At 76.0% G+C, this 15,872-nt stretch carries 14 protein-coding genes; 5 read left to right on the top strand and 9 right to left on the bottom strand.

The window, feature by feature from the left end; all coding sequences use genetic code 11:
* Positions 1-2: 2 nt before the first annotated feature.
* Positions 3-440, bottom strand: coding sequence for a hypothetical protein (locus ACFY0O_RS27200; RefSeq protein WP_358894720.1), 438 nt, complete (start codon positions 438-440; stop codon positions 3-5).
* A gap of 138 nt (positions 441-578) precedes the next feature.
* On the opposite strand from ACFY0O_RS27200, the gene ACFY0O_RS27205 reads away from it, so the two are divergent.
* A complete protein-coding gene (locus ACFY0O_RS27205; protein ID WP_388951220.1) occupies positions 579-2,639 on the top strand; it encodes a SpoIIE family protein phosphatase in 2,061 nt (686 codons plus the stop codon).
* A gap of 8 nt (positions 2,640-2,647) precedes the next feature.
* On the opposite strand, the gene ACFY0O_RS27210 is transcribed toward ACFY0O_RS27205, so the two are convergent.
* A complete protein-coding gene (locus tag ACFY0O_RS27210) occupies positions 2,648-3,376 on the bottom strand; it encodes a DUF4328 domain-containing protein (protein WP_388951223.1) in 729 nt (242 codons plus the stop codon).
* Positions 3,377-3,590: 214 nt separating this feature from the next.
* Here ACFY0O_RS27210 and ACFY0O_RS27215 point away from each other — a divergent pair, with 214 nt between their 5' ends.
* Entirely contained in the window at positions 3,591-6,437 is a 2,847-nt protein-coding gene (locus tag ACFY0O_RS27215) for a phosphodiester glycosidase family protein (protein ID WP_388951227.1), read from the top strand.
* A gap of 34 nt (positions 6,438-6,471) precedes the next feature.
* Here ACFY0O_RS27215 and ACFY0O_RS27220 read toward each other — a convergent pair whose 3' ends face one another.
* The 3 genes from ACFY0O_RS27220 to ACFY0O_RS27230 form a co-directional block, all read right to left on the bottom strand.
* Positions 6,472-8,415, bottom strand: a complete 1,944-nt coding sequence (locus tag ACFY0O_RS27220) for an ABC transporter permease (protein ID WP_388951230.1) — start codon at positions 8,413-8,415, stop codon at positions 6,472-6,474.
* Positions 8,416-8,526: 111 nt separating this feature from the next.
* A complete protein-coding gene (modA, locus tag ACFY0O_RS27225) occupies positions 8,527-9,345 on the bottom strand; it encodes a molybdate ABC transporter substrate-binding protein (RefSeq protein ID WP_388951233.1) in 819 nt (272 codons plus the stop codon).
* Between the two features lie 128 nt (positions 9,346-9,473).
* Positions 9,474-9,869 (bottom strand): molybdopterin-binding protein, encoded by a 396-nt coding sequence (locus ACFY0O_RS27230; protein WP_042809951.1) that lies wholly within the window; start codon positions 9,867-9,869, stop codon positions 9,474-9,476.
* A 147-nt stretch (positions 9,870-10,016) separates the two neighbouring features.
* Between ACFY0O_RS27230 and ACFY0O_RS27235 the strand changes: the two genes are divergently transcribed.
* The gene (locus ACFY0O_RS27235) at positions 10,017-10,433 is read left to right on the top strand and encodes a S4 domain-containing protein (protein WP_358894726.1); all 417 of its coding nucleotides are present in this window, start codon (positions 10,017-10,019) and stop codon (positions 10,431-10,433) included.
* Positions 10,434-10,481: 48 nt separating this feature from the next.
* On the opposite strand, the gene ACFY0O_RS27240 is transcribed toward ACFY0O_RS27235, so the two are convergent.
* The 4 genes from ACFY0O_RS27240 to ACFY0O_RS27255 all read right to left on the bottom strand — a co-directional run bounded on the left by ACFY0O_RS27240 (position 10,482) and on the right by ACFY0O_RS27255 (position 13,135).
* The gene (locus ACFY0O_RS27240; protein ID WP_388951237.1) at positions 10,482-10,880 is read right to left on the bottom strand and encodes a PTS-dependent dihydroxyacetone kinase phosphotransferase subunit DhaM; all 399 of its coding nucleotides are present in this window, start codon (positions 10,878-10,880) and stop codon (positions 10,482-10,484) included.
* Positions 10,877-11,485 carry a dihydroxyacetone kinase subunit DhaL gene (gene dhaL / locus ACFY0O_RS27245; protein WP_388951239.1) on the bottom strand — a complete coding sequence of 203 codons (609 nt, stop codon included), beginning with the start codon at positions 11,483-11,485 and terminating at the stop codon, positions 10,877-10,879. The genes ACFY0O_RS27240 and dhaL overlap by 4 nt, the downstream gene beginning before the upstream one ends.
* 68 nt (positions 11,486-11,553) lie before the next feature.
* Positions 11,554-12,561: a dihydroxyacetone kinase subunit DhaK gene (gene dhaK, locus ACFY0O_RS27250; RefSeq protein WP_388951241.1), complete on the bottom strand. Its 1,008-nt coding sequence runs from the start codon at positions 12,559-12,561 to the stop codon at positions 11,554-11,556.
* A gap of 109 nt (positions 12,562-12,670) precedes the next feature.
* Positions 12,671-13,135, bottom strand: coding sequence for a MarR family transcriptional regulator (locus ACFY0O_RS27255; RefSeq protein WP_358894730.1), 465 nt, complete (start codon positions 13,133-13,135; stop codon positions 12,671-12,673).
* Positions 13,136-13,271: 136 nt separating this feature from the next.
* Here ACFY0O_RS27255 and ACFY0O_RS27260 point away from each other — a divergent pair, with 136 nt between their 5' ends.
* Positions 13,272-13,841 (top strand): DoxX family protein, encoded by a 570-nt coding sequence (locus tag ACFY0O_RS27260; RefSeq protein WP_388951243.1) that lies wholly within the window; start codon positions 13,272-13,274, stop codon positions 13,839-13,841.
* A gap of 98 nt (positions 13,842-13,939) precedes the next feature.
* Positions 13,940-15,727 (top strand): glycoside hydrolase family 15 protein, encoded by a 1,788-nt coding sequence (locus ACFY0O_RS27265; RefSeq protein ID WP_388951246.1) that lies wholly within the window; start codon positions 13,940-13,942, stop codon positions 15,725-15,727.
* The last annotated feature ends 145 nt before the right edge of the window (positions 15,728-15,872 follow it).

The raw sequence follows: 15,872 nt of genomic DNA on the forward strand, positions 1-15,872 counted from the left end.
GGTCAGGACGGGTCCGCGCAGACCGTGCCCGTCTCGTAGATCGTGCCGACGTCGTCCGGTTCGGGCAGCGCCGTCGGGAAGTCCGTGGGCAACTCCGTCGGCTCCTGCGCCTTCAGGACGGCCACCTCGACCGCCGCGCAGTAGCGGGTGCCCGGGCGGATCCCGGCGTCCAGCTTCTTGACGACGGTCTTGCCCACCCCGGGGACCTCGTCGGAGAGGATCACCCGCAGGGTCTCCCCGCCGCCCTCCGGGCGCAGGACGAGCACGTTGCTCTTGTCATGGGGTTCGGTGTCGAGGAACGAGACCGTCACGTACGGGGCGTTCAGCTTCAGGCTCAGCAGCTTCGAAGCGGCCGAGGACGGCGTCGCGAGCCCCACCGCCAGTCCGCACGCCAGCACCGTCCCGACCGTGGCCCGGTACTTCCAGCTCAGGCGCCTCATGGGAGCTTTCCCTTCGCAGACAGAGGGGACGATCCGATCGTCTGCCCGGGCCCCGGCCCCGGCAAATCGCGGGCCCGACCCGGCACGGCAGCGGGCGGGTGGGCTGCCGGGCACCGGGAAGAGTGAGACCCTGGCTGCATGGACCCGCGGGCACCGGCCCCGGCGGTCGACTGGCCGGCGCGGCCCGACCTGAGCCTCGCGCTCAACCGCATGGGCACCTTCGACTGGGACCTCGACGGCGGCCGCCTGCACCTGGACGCCACCGCCCTCGAGGTCCTCGACCTGCCCCCGGAAGGGTTCGACGGCACCCCCGACGGGCTGCGCGCCAGGGTCCTCCCGGCCGACGCCGACCGCCTCGACCACCGCGTCCGGCAGGCCCTGCACGACGGCCGCAGCCACTACGGGGCCTACTTCCGAGCCCTGCGCCGGGACGGCGGCACCGCCTGGACCCACCTCCAGGGCCACGTCCTGCGCGACCCGGCCGGCCGCCCGTACCGGATCATCGGGATCGTCCGCGACGCCGCCCAGGACCCGGGGGAGCCCGGCGCGGCCGGGGAACGCGACGAGGGCCGGCGCCGGATGACCGGCGTCGTCGAGCGGACCGCCGCGATCCTCGCGCACGCCCGCACCGTCAACGACGTCACCGACATCCTCAAGGACCCCGAGGGCCTCGGCCACCTCGGCGCCGTCAGCGTGATGCTCGGCGTCGTCGACGGCGGCCGGATCCACCTCGTCGCGGAGGGCCAGCTCGGCGCCTACGTGCCCGAGATCGAGTACACCCGCATCGACGCCCGGCTCCCGATGAGCGAAGCCGTCCGCACCCTCCAGGCCGTCCACCTCGCCTCGCGCGAGGAGTTCCGCCGGCGCTACCCGGACCTGTGGCCGTACATCGAACCCCTGTCCGTCCGCAGCGGCGTCTACCTGCCCCTCATCGCCCAGGGCCGCCCCATCGGGGCCCTCGGGCTGCTCTACACCCGCGAGGGGGACTTCACCGCCGAGGAACGCAACGTCCTGGTGGCGCTCGCCAGCGGCATCGCGCAGAGCCTCCAGCGGGCCATCCTCTTCGAACAGGAACACGACCTCGCCGAGGGACTCCAGCGGGCCATGCTGCCCCGCCACGTCCCGGAGGTGGCCGGCGCCCGGATCGCCGTACGGTACCGGGCGGCCCGGATCGGCCGGGACATCGGCGGCGACTGGTACGACGTCATCCCCCTCGGCGAGGGCCGGGTCGGCGTGATGATCGGCGACGTCGAGGGCCACGACACCGACGCGGCGGCCGTCATGGGCCAGCTGCGCATCGTGCTCCGCGCCTACGTCCTGGAGGGCCACACCCCGGGCACGGCCATGGCCCGCGCCTCCGCCTTCCTGCGCGACCTCGCCACCGAGCGCTTCGCCACCTGCACCTACGCCGAGGCGGACCTGAACACCGGCATGCTCCGCCTGGTCCGCGCCGGCCACCTCGACCCCGTGGTCCGACGCGGCGACGGCAGCTGCCACCGGGTCCAGGTGGCGGGCGGCCTCCCGCTCGGCCTGCCCCCGCGCGAGCCCTCCGGCACCGGCTGCGGCTACCCCGTCACCAGCTTCGAGCTGCACCCCGGCGACACCCTGCTGCTCTGCACCGACGGCCTGGTCGAACGGCCCGGCGGGGACCTGGAGACCGGGATGCGGGAGTTCATGGACGCGGCCTGCGAGGGCCCGGCCGACGTCGAGGACCTCGCCGACGCGCTCTGCGACCTGGTCGGGGACGCCGGCGGCGGCGACGACATGGCCCTGCTCGTGCTGCGCCGCCGTGGCACCCCCGCCCCCCGCGGCGGCGGCCCGCTGCGCCAGCGCCTGGCTCCGGGCGACACCGAGGGCCCGGCCCTGGCCCGGCACCTGATCCGGGCGGCCGCGGCCGCCTGGGGCGCCCGGGAGCGGGCCGACGAGATCGAGCTGGCCGCCGACGAGCTGATGACCAACGCCCTCGTGCACACCGAGGGCGGCGGAGAGGTCGGCATGCGGCTGACCGCCGAGGGCCGGATCCGGGTCGAGGTCGAGGACTCCAGCAGCGCCCTGCCGCACCGCCGGGAGACCGACGACTGGGCGGTCTCGGGGCGGGGCCTGATGCTGGTCGACCGGCTCGCGGACGGCTGGGGGGTGGAGCCCCGGGGGAGCGGGAAGTGCGTGTGGTGCGAGTTCACCGTCCTGGCGGCGGGGTAGGCCGGTCGTCACACCGCCGCGTACATGCTCACGGCCCGGGTGTGCTGGAGGGCCGTCAGCCTGCGGACGAAGAGAATCGCGAGGACGGCCGCGGCGGCCGTGCACAGGTCCGCGAAAGCGCTGAAGCCGGAGGCGGTGCCCAGCGCCTCGGGGGTCTCGACCCGCCTGTACAGCTGCTGCACGACGCCGTCGCAGAGCGTGGAGCCGACCCACACCAGCCACCAGGCCGTCACGGGCGCGGTCGACACGCGCGGCCGCGAACCGTCCGAGGCGGGCCGGTCGGCGGCCCGCCAGGTCTCCTTCGCGATCCGGTACGGGAGGTAGAGGTTGCCGAACGGAACGAACCAACCACCGATGGCCCAGCCGCGCGACTGGCTGAAGCCGCCGGGGAGGAAGACCTGGCCGTTGGTGCGCACCCGGTGGAACCAGACGATGAACACGATGCCGGTCGCCAGCAGCGACAGCATCTGGAGGGACGCCGTCACGCTGGAGGGGAGGCCGGACTGCCGCAGGGCCTCGTCCCGGACCGCGGCCGGATCACCCGTCAGGACCCGCGTCAGGGACCAGGTGTACACGCCCACTCCGACCGAGAGGAGGTTCACCCCCGCGCAGACCGACAGGAGTACGGTCAGCGCGGTCGCCAGCCCCTGCGGCGAGCGCAGCACGGGGAGGTTCGGCAGCTGCGGCTGGTAGCCGAGGACCGGGGACGGTGCTGATCCGGGCGAGCCGAAGGACATGACGGAGTACCCCCCACGGGAACGTCTGCAAAGAACGGTCGGGTTGCGCGGCGGCGCCGGCCGAGCGCGGCCCCGGGCAATGGGGGTGAACATATGTCAGCCACCGCCCCGGCGTCCACACGGGTGTGCGGGGGGTACGAACGGCTGAACCCGCAGGTCCACGCGGTGCGCCCCCGGTCTGATGGTCGTACAGTGCGGCGATCCTGCCGGGGTGATGAGCCTCCGCCCGCTGCTGCCGGCCCTGCTGACCGCCGTCCTGCTGGCCCCCGTCCCCGCGTACGCGGCCGACGGCAGCGGCGACGGCATCGAGACCGCCCGCACCACCCGACAGCTCGCCCCCGGCATCCGGCTGGAGTCCTACGACCGGCTGGAGGCCGACCGTTGGCTGCGGATCGACGAGCTCGTCGCCGACCTCGACCCGCACGGCGGCGTACGCGCCGAGTACCTGGGCACCGGCGGCGGCTCCGGGCCCGTCACCCTCGCCGAAGCCGCCGCCCGCCACCGCCCCGGACCCGGGCGGCGCGTGGTGGCGGCCGTCAACGGCGACTTCTTCGACATCCGGGCCACCGGAGCCCCCCTCGGCCCCGGCATCGGCTCCGGACGGCTCCTGCACTCCGCCTCGGCCGGGCCCGGCGGGGGTGCCGCCGTCGGCTTCGGCCCGGACGGGACGGGCCGCCTGCTGCGCCTCGGCCTGGAGGGGACGGTGACCCTGCCCGGCGGGAAGGCGTACCCCCTGGCCGGGTACAACGCCGCCAAGCCGCCCGCGCAGGGGTACGCCGTCTACACCGCCGACTGGGGCGGCAAGCGGCTCCCCGCCCTGGGGCCCGGGCCGGCCGTCGGGCTGCGCGACGGCCGGGTGGTCTCCACCGGCCCCGCCCCCGCGGCGCGGCCCGCCCCCGGCACCACCCTGCTCACCGGCCGCGGCACCGCCCAGGCGGCCGCCCTCGCCGCCCTGCGGCCGGGGGACGAGGTGGCCGTCACCGCCCGGCCGCTGCCCGCGTCGGGGCCGGCTCCGGTGACGGCGCTCGGCGGGCGCGGAACCCTGGTCGCCGCCGGGACGCCGCTCGACCACGACGGCCAGGCCAACGACGCCGCCGCCCCGCGCACCGCCGTCGGCCTCTCGCGCGACGGCCGGCGGCTGAGCCTGGTCACCGTCGACGGCCGCCAGCGGGACAGCGGCGGCCTCACCCTCACCGCGCTGGGCGCCCTGATGCACCGGCTCGGCGCGTACGAGGCCCTCAACCTCGACGGGGGCGGCTCCACCACCCTGCTCGCCGCCCACCCCGGGGCGGCCGCCCTCACCCTGGAGAACTCCCCGTCCGACGGGCAGCAGCGCCCCGTGCCCAACGGCCTCGTCCTGACCGCCCCGGCCGGCCCCGGCCCGCTCGCCGGCTTCCGCGTCGAAGCGGCCGGCGGCGCCGCCCGGACCTTCCCCGGCCTGACCCGCACCCTCACCGCCACCGCCTACGACACCGTGCTCGCCCCCGCCGCCGCGACCCCCACCTGGCACACCGACCGGGGCCGGATCGGCCCGGACGGCGTCTACCGCGCCGACCACCCGGGCCCGGCCGTGATCCGCGTCTCGGCCGGACCGCGAACCACCGCCGAACGACCGCCCGCGCCCCGGCAGACCCCGGGAACGAGCCCCGGCGCGACCGCCCTGCCCCGCGGTGGCGCGCCCGAGGCACCGGCGGCCGGGGGCGGGACCGGGAGCGACCCCGCCGGGGCGACCGCTGCGGGTGCGGCCGCCGTGGTCCTCGGGGGGCCGCACCCGCAGGTGCCGGGCGGAGCCGGTGGGGCGGCCGAGGGGGTGCTGCGGTTGGAGGTGCTCGGGCCGCTCGCCGGGCTCCGGGCCGTGCCCGGGCGGATCGGGCTCGACGGGCGGGGGGACAGCGCCGGGTTCGTCCTGACCGGGTACGACGCCCAGGGCGCCACCGCACCCGTCGAGCCCCGGGACCTGACCCTGAGCTACGACCGCACCCGCTGGCGGGTCGCCGAGGACGGCCGGGGCGGCTTCACCGTCACCGCCCTCGTCCCGCAGGCCGCCGGCCGGCTGACCGCCACCGTCAAGGCCACCGGCGCCACGGCCGAACTGGCCCTCGGTGCCGGCTCGGTGGCCGCGCCCCTGGCCGGGTTCGACGACGCCGCCGCCTGGACCGGGTCGGGCGCGGCCCCCGCCGAGGGCCACCCCGGCCCCGGGCTCGCCGTGGAGGCGCGGGACGGCGCGGCCGCGACCCCGCCCCGCCCGCTGCCCGTGCCGGAGCTGACCCGCGCCCTGTCGCTGTGGGTCGGCGGGGACGGCTCCGGGGCCCGGCCCGCCGTGGAGCTGGCGGGGGCCGACGGGGTGCCCCTGACCCTGCGCGGGCCCGCCGCCGACTGGACCGGCTGGCGGGAGGTGCGCCTGCCCGTCCCGGCCACCGCCGAGCAGCCCCTGCGCGTCATCCGCCTCTCGGCGGTCCCGGGCGCCCGCCCCGGCCGGCTGCTGCTGGACACCCTGACCGCCGCCACCCCGCCCACGGGGCCGGCCGCCCCCGACACCGCCCGGCCCGACCCGGTGGTGGGCACCGCCGCACAGGCCCAGGCCCGGCCCTGGCGGTTCGCGGTCGGTGGGGACCCGGCCCGAGGCGCCGCCGAACTGGTGCTGACCGGCACCGAGCGGGCGTCCTTCGTGCACCGCGGGGTGCGCTTCGTCCCGCTCGACACCGGCCGCCGCACGCTCGACCGGGGCGCCGGACTGGCCCGGATGCGGGCCCTGCGCCAGGCCCTGGACAGCGCCGCCCGGGAGCCGGGGACGGCCGCGCTGGCCGTCGTGCTCCCGTACACGCCGGACACCCTGGACCGCAAGGAGACCGCCCTGCTGGCGCAGCGCCTCGCCCAGTTCCGCCGTGCCACCGGGAAGAGGGCGGCCGTCCTCACCCTCGGCGCACCCCGCTTCACCGCCGGGCGCGACGAGGGCGTGCTGACCGTCTCGGCGCCCAGCTCCGGCCGCACCCTGTTCGGAGCCGACGCCTTCGCGGCGCCCGGCCGGGACTGGCTGACGGTGGCTCCGCCGAGGCCCTGAGCCGTCGGGCGTCGCGAAGGCGGTGGCCGAAGGCCTAGAGCCGTACCAGCGTGACCTCGGTGGCCTTCACGCTCGTCCAGACCGACGCGCCGTCGGCCACGCCCAGTTCGGCCGCCGCCTCCGGGGTGATCTCCGCGACCAGGTCGGGGGCCTCGGCCGAGCCGACGAGCAGCCGCAGCCGGCTCCCGACCGCGGTGACCTCCCGGACCGTGCCGGGCCAGACGTTGCGGGGGCTGCCGCCGGGGCGGTCCCGGTGGACGGACACCGCCTCCGGGGCGATGATCGCGAGGGCCTCCGCCCCCTCCGGCAGCGGCTCCGCCACCACCAGCCGCCCGCCGCCCGCCAGCGCGAGCCCGTCGGCGGATGCGGTGCCCGGCCAGGCGTTGCGGCCCAGCATCCGGGCCACCCAGGGGGAGCGCGGATGCCGGGTGACCTCCGCGGGCGGGGCGTCCTGCAGGGTCCGCCCGTCGGCCAGCACCAGCACCCGGTCCGCCAGCGACACCGCCTCGACCGGGTCGTGCGTGACGATCAGGCACACCCCGCCGAAGCCGGCCAGGTGCGTGCGCAGGGTGTGCCGCACGTGCGCCCGGGTGGTCTGGTCGAGGGCGGCCAGCGGCTCGTCGAGCAGCAGCAGCCGGGGGCGGGCGGCCAGGGCCCGGGCCAGCGCCACCCGCTGCGCCTGTCCGCCGGACAGCTGGGCGGGCCTGCGCTGGGCGAGGTGTCCGACGCCGAGGCGGTCCAGCCAGGCCTGCGCCTCCCGGCGGGCCTCGGCGCGCGGCACCCGGCGGGCACGCAGCCCGTACGCGGTGTTGGCGAGGGCGCTCAGGTGCGGGAACAGCGCCCCGTCCTGCGGGACCCAGGCGACCTGGCGGCGGTGCGCGGGCAGGGCGGTGACGTCGGTGTCGCCGAGCCGGAGTTCGGCGTGCGCGCGCGGGGTCAGGCCGAGGAGGGCGCGCAGCAGGGTGGTCTTGCCCGCGCCGTTCTCGCCGACCACGGCGATGGTGGTGCCCGGTTCGGCGTCGAGGGTCAGCCGGTTGAAGCCGGTGACCTCGGCGTGCAGGGGCCAGCGCGCGTCGTCCGCGGGGGTCGGCCCGGCCCCCGTCGACGGGTTCCCGGCCGGTCCCGCGGGCGGCTCCTCGGCGGCGGTGGCGGCGCTGGCGGCCGCGGCGGTCCTGCGGCCGGCCGGGGTGCCGGTCCAGCGGCCGCGCAGGGCGATCAGGACGGCCATCGCGATGGCGAGCAGCAGCAGCGACACCGAGGTGGCCGCCTCGGGGCGGTCCTGGAGCAGCAGGTAGACCTGCAGCGGCAGGGTCTGGGTGGTGCCGGGCAGGTTCCCGGCGAAGGTGATGGTCGCGCCGAACTCGCCCAGTGCCCGGGCCCAGGTCAGCGCCGCGCCCGCGATCAGGCCCGGCGCCACCATGGGCAGGGTCACGGTGAAGAACACCCGGACGGGCCGGGCCCCGAGGGAGGCGGCGGTCTCCTCGTAGCTCTGCTTGAGCCCGCCGAGTGCCCCCTCCAGGCTGATCACGAGGAAGGGCATGGCGACGAACGTGGCCGCCACGACGGCGCCGGAGGTGTGGAAGGGCAGGGTGATGCCGAAGGTGCCCTCCAGCCAGGGCCCCAGCAGCCCGCGCCGACCGAAGCCCAGCAGCAGCGCGACACCGCCGACGGTCGGCGGCAGCACCATCGGCAGCAGCACCAGCGAGCGGACGAAGGCCTTGCCCTTGAACTCGACCCGGGCCAGCAGCCAGGCCAGCGGCACCCCGAGCAGCAGGGAGAGGCCGAGTGCCCAGGCGGAGACCAGCAGGGACAGCCGCAGGGCCTCGGTGACCCCGGGGCTGGTGAGGTGGTCGGCGAGCTCGCCCCATTCGGTGCGGGTGAGGATGCCGACCAGCGGCAGCAGGAGGAACGCGACGGCGAGCAGCGCGGGGAGCGCCAGGGTCACGGGGGGCCGGTTGCGGGTGCGGAGTCTGCTCATGGCGTTCCTGGTCGGGGCTGCTGGGCGGCCGGGCCGCTGCTGCGGCCGGCTGACGGGGGGTATGCCGAAGGGGCTGCCCGTCCCCCCGGACCGGGCAGCCCCCGCGGAGCCCTACGGCTTCTGGAAGCCGGCGTCCTGGAGGATCTTCTGCGCCTCGGGCGTGCTCAGCCAGGCCACGAAGGCGGCCGCGGCCTCGGCGTTCTTGGACTGCTTGAGCGTGGCTGCCGGGTAGGAGGCGACGGCGTTCTGGTCGTCCGGGATGTCGACGCTCACGACCTTGTCGCCGGACTTGGCGGAGTCGGTCTTGTAGACCAGGCCGGCGTCGGCCTCACCGAGCTCGACCTTGCTCAGGACGGCGCGGACGTTGGGCTCCTGGGAAACCGGCTTCACCTCGATCTTCTGGGCGTCGAGGATCTGCTTGCTGTAGCGGCCGACGGGGACCTCGGGCGCCGCGAGGACGACCTTGATCTTGGAGTCGGCGAGGTCCTTGAGCGCGGCGATCTTGAAGGGGTTGCCCTTGCCGGCGGCGATGACCAGGCGGTTCTTCGCGATGACCGTGGCGTCGCCGGTGTCGCCCTTGAGGCCGTCCATGGTCTTGGTGTCGGCGGTCACCAGCGCGTCGGCCGGGGAGCCCTGCTTGACCTGCGCGGCGAGCTCCTGCGAGCCGGCGAAGGAGAAGGTCACCTTGGTGCCGGGGTGGGACTTCTCGTACGCGGCGCCGGCCGTCTTGAAGACGTCGGTGAGGGAGGAGGCGGCGAGCACGGTGAGGTTCGCGGACTTGGCGGGGGCGGAGGCCGGGGCCGAGGCGGCCGGGGTGGCGGCCGCGCCGTCCTTGTTCTCGTCGGTGCCGCCGCAGGCGGACAGCGGGACGAGCAGGGCGGCGGTCAGCGCGGCGGCGGCCGCGCGGCGGCCGTTCAGGATCGCGTGCATGGGACGTGCTCCTCGGTCGGGTCGGCGGCCGGCCGGGTGCCGGTCCGCACGGTATGACCCGCGCCGTGACGGGCGGAGCGGGTGGGGACGAACGGTGGTGGAACGGGCGAACGGGGGCCGCGCCGGGGTCAGGTGCGGTCGATGTGCACGCTGGTCGACTTCACGCGGGCGGTGGCCTGCATGCCGACCTCCAGTCCGAGCTCCTCGACGGCCTCGCGGGTCAGCAGGGAGACCAGGCGGTGGGGACCTGCCTGGATCTCGACCTGGGCGGCCACGTCGCCGAGCGTGACGGCCGTGACGATGCCGGGGAAGGCGTTGCGCGCCGAGGTGTACGGCTCCCCGTCCTCGGTGTGGGCGCCCTGGCCCACCTCGACGGAGAAGGCCGCGAGGTCACGGCCGTTGATCAGGCGACGCCCCGCCTCGTCGCGATGGGTCGCGACCCGGCCGGCGTCGGCCCAGCGGCGCGCGGTGTCGGGGCTGACGCCCAGCAGACGCGCCGCCTGTCCGATGGTGTAGGACTGCATGCGCGACAAGGTAGGGGCATTGCGGCCGCATGTGCAATTCGTTTGGCGCGTTCTCTATCGCAGATGCCATGGGCCTTGTGGTATCCGCCAAAATGCGTTCCGGCTCCGGGCCGACGATCGAAGGGCTCGGCTCGATAGGCTCGGCGCATGGCTGAAACGAAGAGCGGCACGGGCGCGGCTGCCGGCCCGGGCCCGCTGGAGGCGGGTACCGCGCGGGTCGACGCCTGGATCTGGTCGGTCCGGCTCACCAAGACCCGGTCGGTCGCGGCGACCGCCTGCCGGGCGGGCCACGTGAAGGTCAACGGCGAACGGGCCAAGCCCGCGCAGCAGGTCCGGGCGGGCGACGAGGTACGGCTGTTCCACGCGGGACGGGAGCGCGTCGTGGTGGTGCGCAGGCCCGTGACCAAGCGGGTGGGCCCGCCGGTGGCGGTCGAGTGCTACGTCGACAACAGCCCGCCGGCCCCGACCCCGGTGGAGGCCGCGGTGGTGGGCGTGCGCGACCGCGGGGCGGGGCGGCCCACCAAGCGGGAGCGGCGCGAGTTCGACACCCTCCGGGGGCGGTAGACCGCCGGGTGCGGGGGGCGGGCTTCGGCCGCGCACCCCCGCGCCCCGTCACGCCTTGCGGTAGTCGTACGCCTCCGTGGCGGCCGTGGCCACCGCGTCCAGGGAGGCGCCCGCCGACGCCGCCACGACCGCCGCCACCGCGCCCTCCAGGAACGGGGCGTCCACCAGGCGGCAGTCCGGGGAGAGGTCGCCGTCCGCGAGGAGGGCCTTCACCGTCAGGACCGAGCTGCCCAGGTCCGCCAGCAGGGCCACCCCGGCCCCCTGGTCCACCGCCGCCACCGCCGCGAGGACCCGGTCCGCGCTGGTGCCGAGGCCTCCGTCCGGGCTGCCGCCGGCCGGCGCCACCCGGGCCACCGCCCCGCCCGCCGCCAGGCCCCGGGCCAGCTCGGCCACCGACTCCGCCACCTGGGCGCTGTGCGAGACCAGGACGATGCCGACCGGGGTCACGAGGCCCCCTCCGCCGTGTCCGCCAGGGCGGTCAGCAGCAGGGCCGAGGAGGTGGCGCCCGGGTCCTGGTGGCCCACGCTGCGTTCGCCCAGGTAGCTCGCCCGGCCCTTGCGGGCCAGTATCGGCACCGTCGCCAGCGCGCCCGCCTCCGCCGCGTCCCCGGCCGCCCGGTAGGACGTGCCCAGCGCCGCGACCCCGGGGGTCAGGGCGTCCAGCATCGTCTTGTCGCCGGGGGCCGCCCCGCCCAGCTGGGCCACCGCGGCCACCCCGGCCTCCAGGGCCCGCTGCAGCGCGGCGTCGGAGACCTCGGCGTCCTCCCCGAGCTCCTTGCCGGTGCGGCGCAGCAGCGTGCCGTACAGGGGGCCGGAGGCGCCGCCGACCGTGGAGATCAGCGTGCGGCCCGCCAGCTGGAGGAGCGCGCCGGGTGCCGTCGAGGGCTCGGCCTCGGCCAGCGCGGCGCGGACGGCCGTGAAGCCGCGCAGGAGGTTGGCGCCGTGGTCGGCGTCGCCGATGGGGGAGTCGAGCTCGGTCAGCCGGTCCGACTCCCGTTCCACCGCCGCGGCGGCGGCCTCCAGCCAGCCTCGGAAGAACTCTGCGTCACGCACCGGATTCCCTTCGTCCGTCATGGTCCGTCCGTCCCTCTGCTCCGCCCGCCGACATCCGCCCCGTCCCCTCAGCGGCCCCAGCGCAGCGCCGGAGTCTGCACCGGCGCGTCCCAGAGCCGCAGGAGCTCCTCGTCGGCCCGGCAGAGCGTCACCGAACAGCCCGCCATGTCGAGGGAGGTGACGTAGTTGCCGACCAGGGCGCGGGCCACGGGGACGCCGCGCGCCTCCAGCACCCGGGCCACCTCCGCGTGGAACCCGTACAGCTCCAGCAGGGGGGTCGCGCCCATGCCGTTGACCAGCGCCAGGACGGGGCCGTCGGCGGGGCCGCCCGTCTCGGCGAGGCCGTCCAGCACGGCGCCCACGGCCACGTCCGCGATCTCCCGGGAGGTCATCATGGCCCGCCGCTCGCGGCCGGGTTCGCCGTGGATGCCGATGCCCAGTTCCAGCTCCCCGTCGGGGAGCTCGAACGTCGGGCTGCCCTTGGCGGGGGTGGTGCAGGCGCTGAGGGCGACGCCGAAGCTGCGCGAGCTCTCGTTGACCTGACGGGCGAGGGCCGCGACCCGGTCCAGCGGCGCCCCCTCCTCGGCGGCCGCCCCGGCGATCTTCTCCACGAACAGGGTGGCGCCCGTACCGCGCCGCCCGGCCGTGTACAGGCTGTCCGTGACGGCGACGTCGTCGTTGACGAGGACGCTCTCCACGCGCAGGCCGTCCTCCTCGGCGAGCTCGGCGGCCATCTGGAAGTTGAGGACGTCGCCGGTGTAGTTCTTGACGACGAACAGGACGCCCGCTCCGGCGTCCACGCTGCCCGCCGCGTGCAGCATCTGGTTGGGCACCGGGGAGGTGAACACCTCGCCGGGGCAGGCCGCGGAGAGCATCCCGTACCCGACGAACCCGCCGTGCAGCGGTTCGTGCCCGGAACCTCCGCCGGAGACCAGGCCGACCCGGCCGCCGCTCTTCGCGTCCCGCCGCGACACGACCCGCCGCTCGACGTCCACGTCGAGTTCGGGATGCGCGGCCGCCATCCCGTGCAGCGCGTCGGCGACCACGGTGTCCGCGGAGTTGATGAGCATCCTCAAAGCTGCCTCCCAGATGGCGCGGCGCCCCGGGCCCGTTCGAGGCCGGGGTTTCGAAGTCAACCACGGCGGGCCGCCGGATCAGGGGAGGAACGGCCAAGCGGACGGCAGGTCAGCCGCCGTTCTCGCGCAGCCGCCGGCTGACCTCGCCGAGGCCGTCGGCCAGCGCGTCGAGCTGGGCGGGGGTGAGCACGTCGACGAGCACCTCCCGTACGGCCGTCACATGGCCGGGCGCCGCGGCCTCCAGCCGGGCCAGTCCGGCCTCGGTGAGGACGGCGAAGACCCCGCGCACGTCGGAGGGGCAGCTGCGGCGCCGGACCAGTCCGGCCTTCTCCATCTGGGTGACCTGGTAGGTCAGCCCGCTCTTGGAGTTGATCAGCCCGTTGGCGAGTTCCGTCATGCGCAGCTCGCCGTCGGGCGCCGCGGCGAGCCGCACGAGGATCTCGTACTGGGGGTGGGAGAGTCCTGAATCGTCCTTGAGCTGCTGGTCGAGGTGCCGGTTCACCAGGGCGGAAGCGGCCAGGAAGCCCCTCCAGGCCCGCATCTCACGCTCGTCCAGCCATCTCGTTCCGTCCATGGGCCCCAGGGTACACGAGTTGTTCGAATTTGAATCAGTGGCTCATCAGTGGCTAGGGTCGGGGGCGGCGGTTCGAATTTGAACAACCTGCTCGCGAACGTCCCCGTCGGACCGCCCCGACCGGAAGGAATCCCCCATGACCAGCGCCTCCGCCACCGCGACGAAGGCCCCGGCCACGGCGCCGGCCGTATCCGCCCCCGCCCCCACCGCCTCCACCGCCGGTCTGGACGCCGGACTGCTGCTCCTGCGCGTGGTCCTCGGCCTGGCCGTCGCCGCCCACGGCGTCCAGAAGCTCTTCGGCTGGTTCGGCGGCGGCGGGATCAGCGGCACCGGCCAGTTCTTCACCTCCGCCGGCTACCCGGCCGGCGAGACCATGGCCGCCGTCGCCGGCCTGACCGAGACCCTGGGCGGCCTCGGCCTCGCCGCCGGCCTGCTCACCCCGCTCGCCGGGGCCGCCGTCACCGGCACCATGATCAACGCCCTCGCCGTCCACGGCGCCGGCGCCTTCTTCGCCCCCAAGGGCATGGAGTACGAGCTCCTCCTCGCGGCCGCCGCGGCCGCCCTCACCCTCACCGGCCCCGGCCGCCTCGCCCTCGACCGCGTCCTGCCGCTCCCGGCGCTGCGCACCCCCCGCCCGGCCCTCGGGGCGGCGGCCCTCGCCCTCGGCGTGGTTCTCGCCGCGGTCACCCTCCTGGTACGGAGCTGACCGCCCGGCCGTCCCCGCCCCTGCCGCGGGGGCGGCCGCACCATCCTCCTGTTCCCGCGCCCTGATTGACCCGGGGCATTCAGGGGAACAGCGCAGAAATGACACAACCCATCGAAGACTACGCACTCATCGGCGACCTCATGACGAGCGCACTGGTCGGCCGCGACGGGTCCATCGACTGGCTGTGCCTGCCCCGCTTCGACTCCGGCGCCTGCTTCGCCGCCCTCCTCGGCGACGAGGAGAACGGCCACTGGAGGATCGCCCCGGCCGGCGCCGCCGACGGCGAGCGGTGCACCCGGCGGGCCTACGCCGACGGGTCCCTGGTCCTCGAATCCCTCTGGGAGACCGGCGACGGCACCGTCAAGGTCACCGACTTCATGCCGCAGCGCGACACCGCCCCCGACGTCATGCGCATCGTCGAGGGCGTCTCCGGCCGGGTCACGGTCCGCAGCACCCTGCGCCTGCGCTTCGACTACGGCCACGTCGTCCCCTGGGTCCGGCGCAGCGAGGGCGACCGGGTCGCCGTCGCCGGACCGGACTCGGTCTGGTTCCGCAGCGAGCCCCCCGTCCGCACCTGGGGCGAGTACAACAGCACCCGCGCCGAATTCACCGTCGGCCCTGGCGAGAAGGTCGCCTTCGTCCTGACCTGGCACCCCTCGCACCAACCGCGCCCCGCCCGCGTCGACCCGTACGAGGCCCTCGAACAGAGCCTCGCCGACTGGCGCGACTGGTCCGCCGAGTGCCGCTACGAGGGCCCCTACCAGGAGGCCGTCACCCGCTCCCTGATCACCCTCAAGGCCCTCACCTACGCCCCCACCGGCGGGATCGCCGCGGCCGCCACCACCTCCCTCCCCGAGGAGCTCGGCGGCGTCCGCAACTGGGACTACCGCTACTGCTGGCTGCGCGACGCCACCCTCACCCTCGGCGCCCTCCTGAGCACCGGCTTCCGCGACGAGGCCCGCGCCTGGCGCGGCTGGCTGCTGCGCGCCGTGGCCGGCGACCCGGCCGACCTCCAGATCATGTACGGGATCGGCGGCGAGCGCCGCATCCCCGAGACGGAGCTCCCGTGGCTGCGCGGATACGCCGGCTCGGCGCCCGTCCGCGTGGGCAACGCCGCCGTGGACCAGCTCCAACTGGACGTCTACGGAGAGGTCCTCGACTCCCTGTACCTGGCCCGCTCCACCGGCCTGGCCTCCGAACGGCACGCCTGGAAGATCCAGCTCGCCCTGCTCGACTTCCTGGAGCGCAACTGGCGCCGCCCCGACGAGGGGCTGTGGGAGGTGCGCGGGCCGCGCCGCCACTTCACCCACTCCAAGGTGATGGCCTGGGTGGCCGCCGACCGGGCCGTACGCACCCTGGAGGCCGCCCCCCAGATGCCCGGCGACGTGGAACGCTGGCGGGCCATGCGCGACGAGGTCCACCGCGACGTCTGCGAGCACGGCTACGACCCCGAACGCGGCACCTTCACCCAGTACTACGGCTCCCGCGAACTCGACGCCGCCACCCTGCTCATCCCCCGCGTCGGCTTCCTGCCGCCCGAGGACCCGCGCGTCGTCGGCACCGTCGACGCCGTACGGGCCGAGCTGGGCAGCAGCGGGCTCGTACGCCGCTACAGCACCGAAGGCCCCTCCGTCGACGGGCTGCCCGGCGACGAAGGGGCCTTCCTGGCCTGCTCGTTCTGGCTGGCGGACGCCCTGCACCTGACCGGCCGCCCCAAGGAGGCCCGGGAACTCTTCGAACGGCTGCTGGCCGTGCGCAACGACGTGGGCCTGCTCGCCGAGGAGTACGACCCCGCGAGCGGGCGCCAGCTCGGCAACTTCCCCCAGGCCTTCAGCCACATCGGCCTGGTGAACACCGCCCTCACCCTGGGATCCGACGGCTCCTGAGGCATGCGGAAGGCCGGTGGGGGCGCCGCGGGGCCCGGGGGGCCCCCCCCCCCGGTGGGGGGGGGGGGGGGGGGCTCCCCCCCCCCCCCCGGGCCCGCCGCCAAGACGTCCACCACCAACGCGGGCACCCGGGTTGTGACCACCC

Source organism: Streptomyces sp. NPDC001594, assembly GCF_042893675.1.
Lineage (GTDB): Bacteria > Actinomycetota > Actinomycetes > Streptomycetales > Streptomycetaceae > Streptomyces.

What these genes read in the sequence shown, in the direction of transcription:
- modA (WP_388951233.1), bottom strand. Translation starts at nt 9,345, where the DNA reads ATGCACGCGATCCTGAACGGCCGCCGCGCGGCCGCCGCCGCGCTGACC.
- ACFY0O_RS27205 (WP_388951220.1), top strand. Translation starts at nt 579, where the DNA reads ATGGACCCGCGGGCACCGGCCCCGGCGGTCGACTGGCCGGCGCGGCCC.
- ACFY0O_RS27230 (WP_042809951.1), bottom strand. Translation starts at nt 9,869, where the DNA reads ATGCAGTCCTACACCATCGGACAGGCGGCGCGTCTGCTGGGCGTCAGC.
- ACFY0O_RS27235 (WP_358894726.1), top strand. Translation starts at nt 10,017, where the DNA reads ATGGCTGAAACGAAGAGCGGCACGGGCGCGGCTGCCGGCCCGGGCCCG.
- ACFY0O_RS27220 (WP_388951230.1), bottom strand. Translation starts at nt 8,415, where the DNA reads ATGAGCAGACTCCGCACCCGCAACCGGCCCCCCGTGACCCTGGCGCTC.
- ACFY0O_RS27260 (WP_388951243.1), top strand. Translation starts at nt 13,272, where the DNA reads ATGACCAGCGCCTCCGCCACCGCGACGAAGGCCCCGGCCACGGCGCCG.
- ACFY0O_RS27265 (WP_388951246.1), top strand. Translation starts at nt 13,940, where the DNA reads ATGACACAACCCATCGAAGACTACGCACTCATCGGCGACCTCATGACG.
- ACFY0O_RS27210 (WP_388951223.1), bottom strand. Translation starts at nt 3,376, where the DNA reads ATGTCCTTCGGCTCGCCCGGATCAGCACCGTCCCCGGTCCTCGGCTAC.
- ACFY0O_RS27215 (WP_388951227.1), top strand. Translation starts at nt 3,591, where the DNA reads ATGAGCCTCCGCCCGCTGCTGCCGGCCCTGCTGACCGCCGTCCTGCTG.
- ACFY0O_RS27255 (WP_358894730.1), bottom strand. Translation starts at nt 13,135, where the DNA reads ATGGACGGAACGAGATGGCTGGACGAGCGTGAGATGCGGGCCTGGAGG.
- ACFY0O_RS27200 (WP_358894720.1), bottom strand. Translation starts at nt 440, where the DNA reads ATGAGGCGCCTGAGCTGGAAGTACCGGGCCACGGTCGGGACGGTGCTG.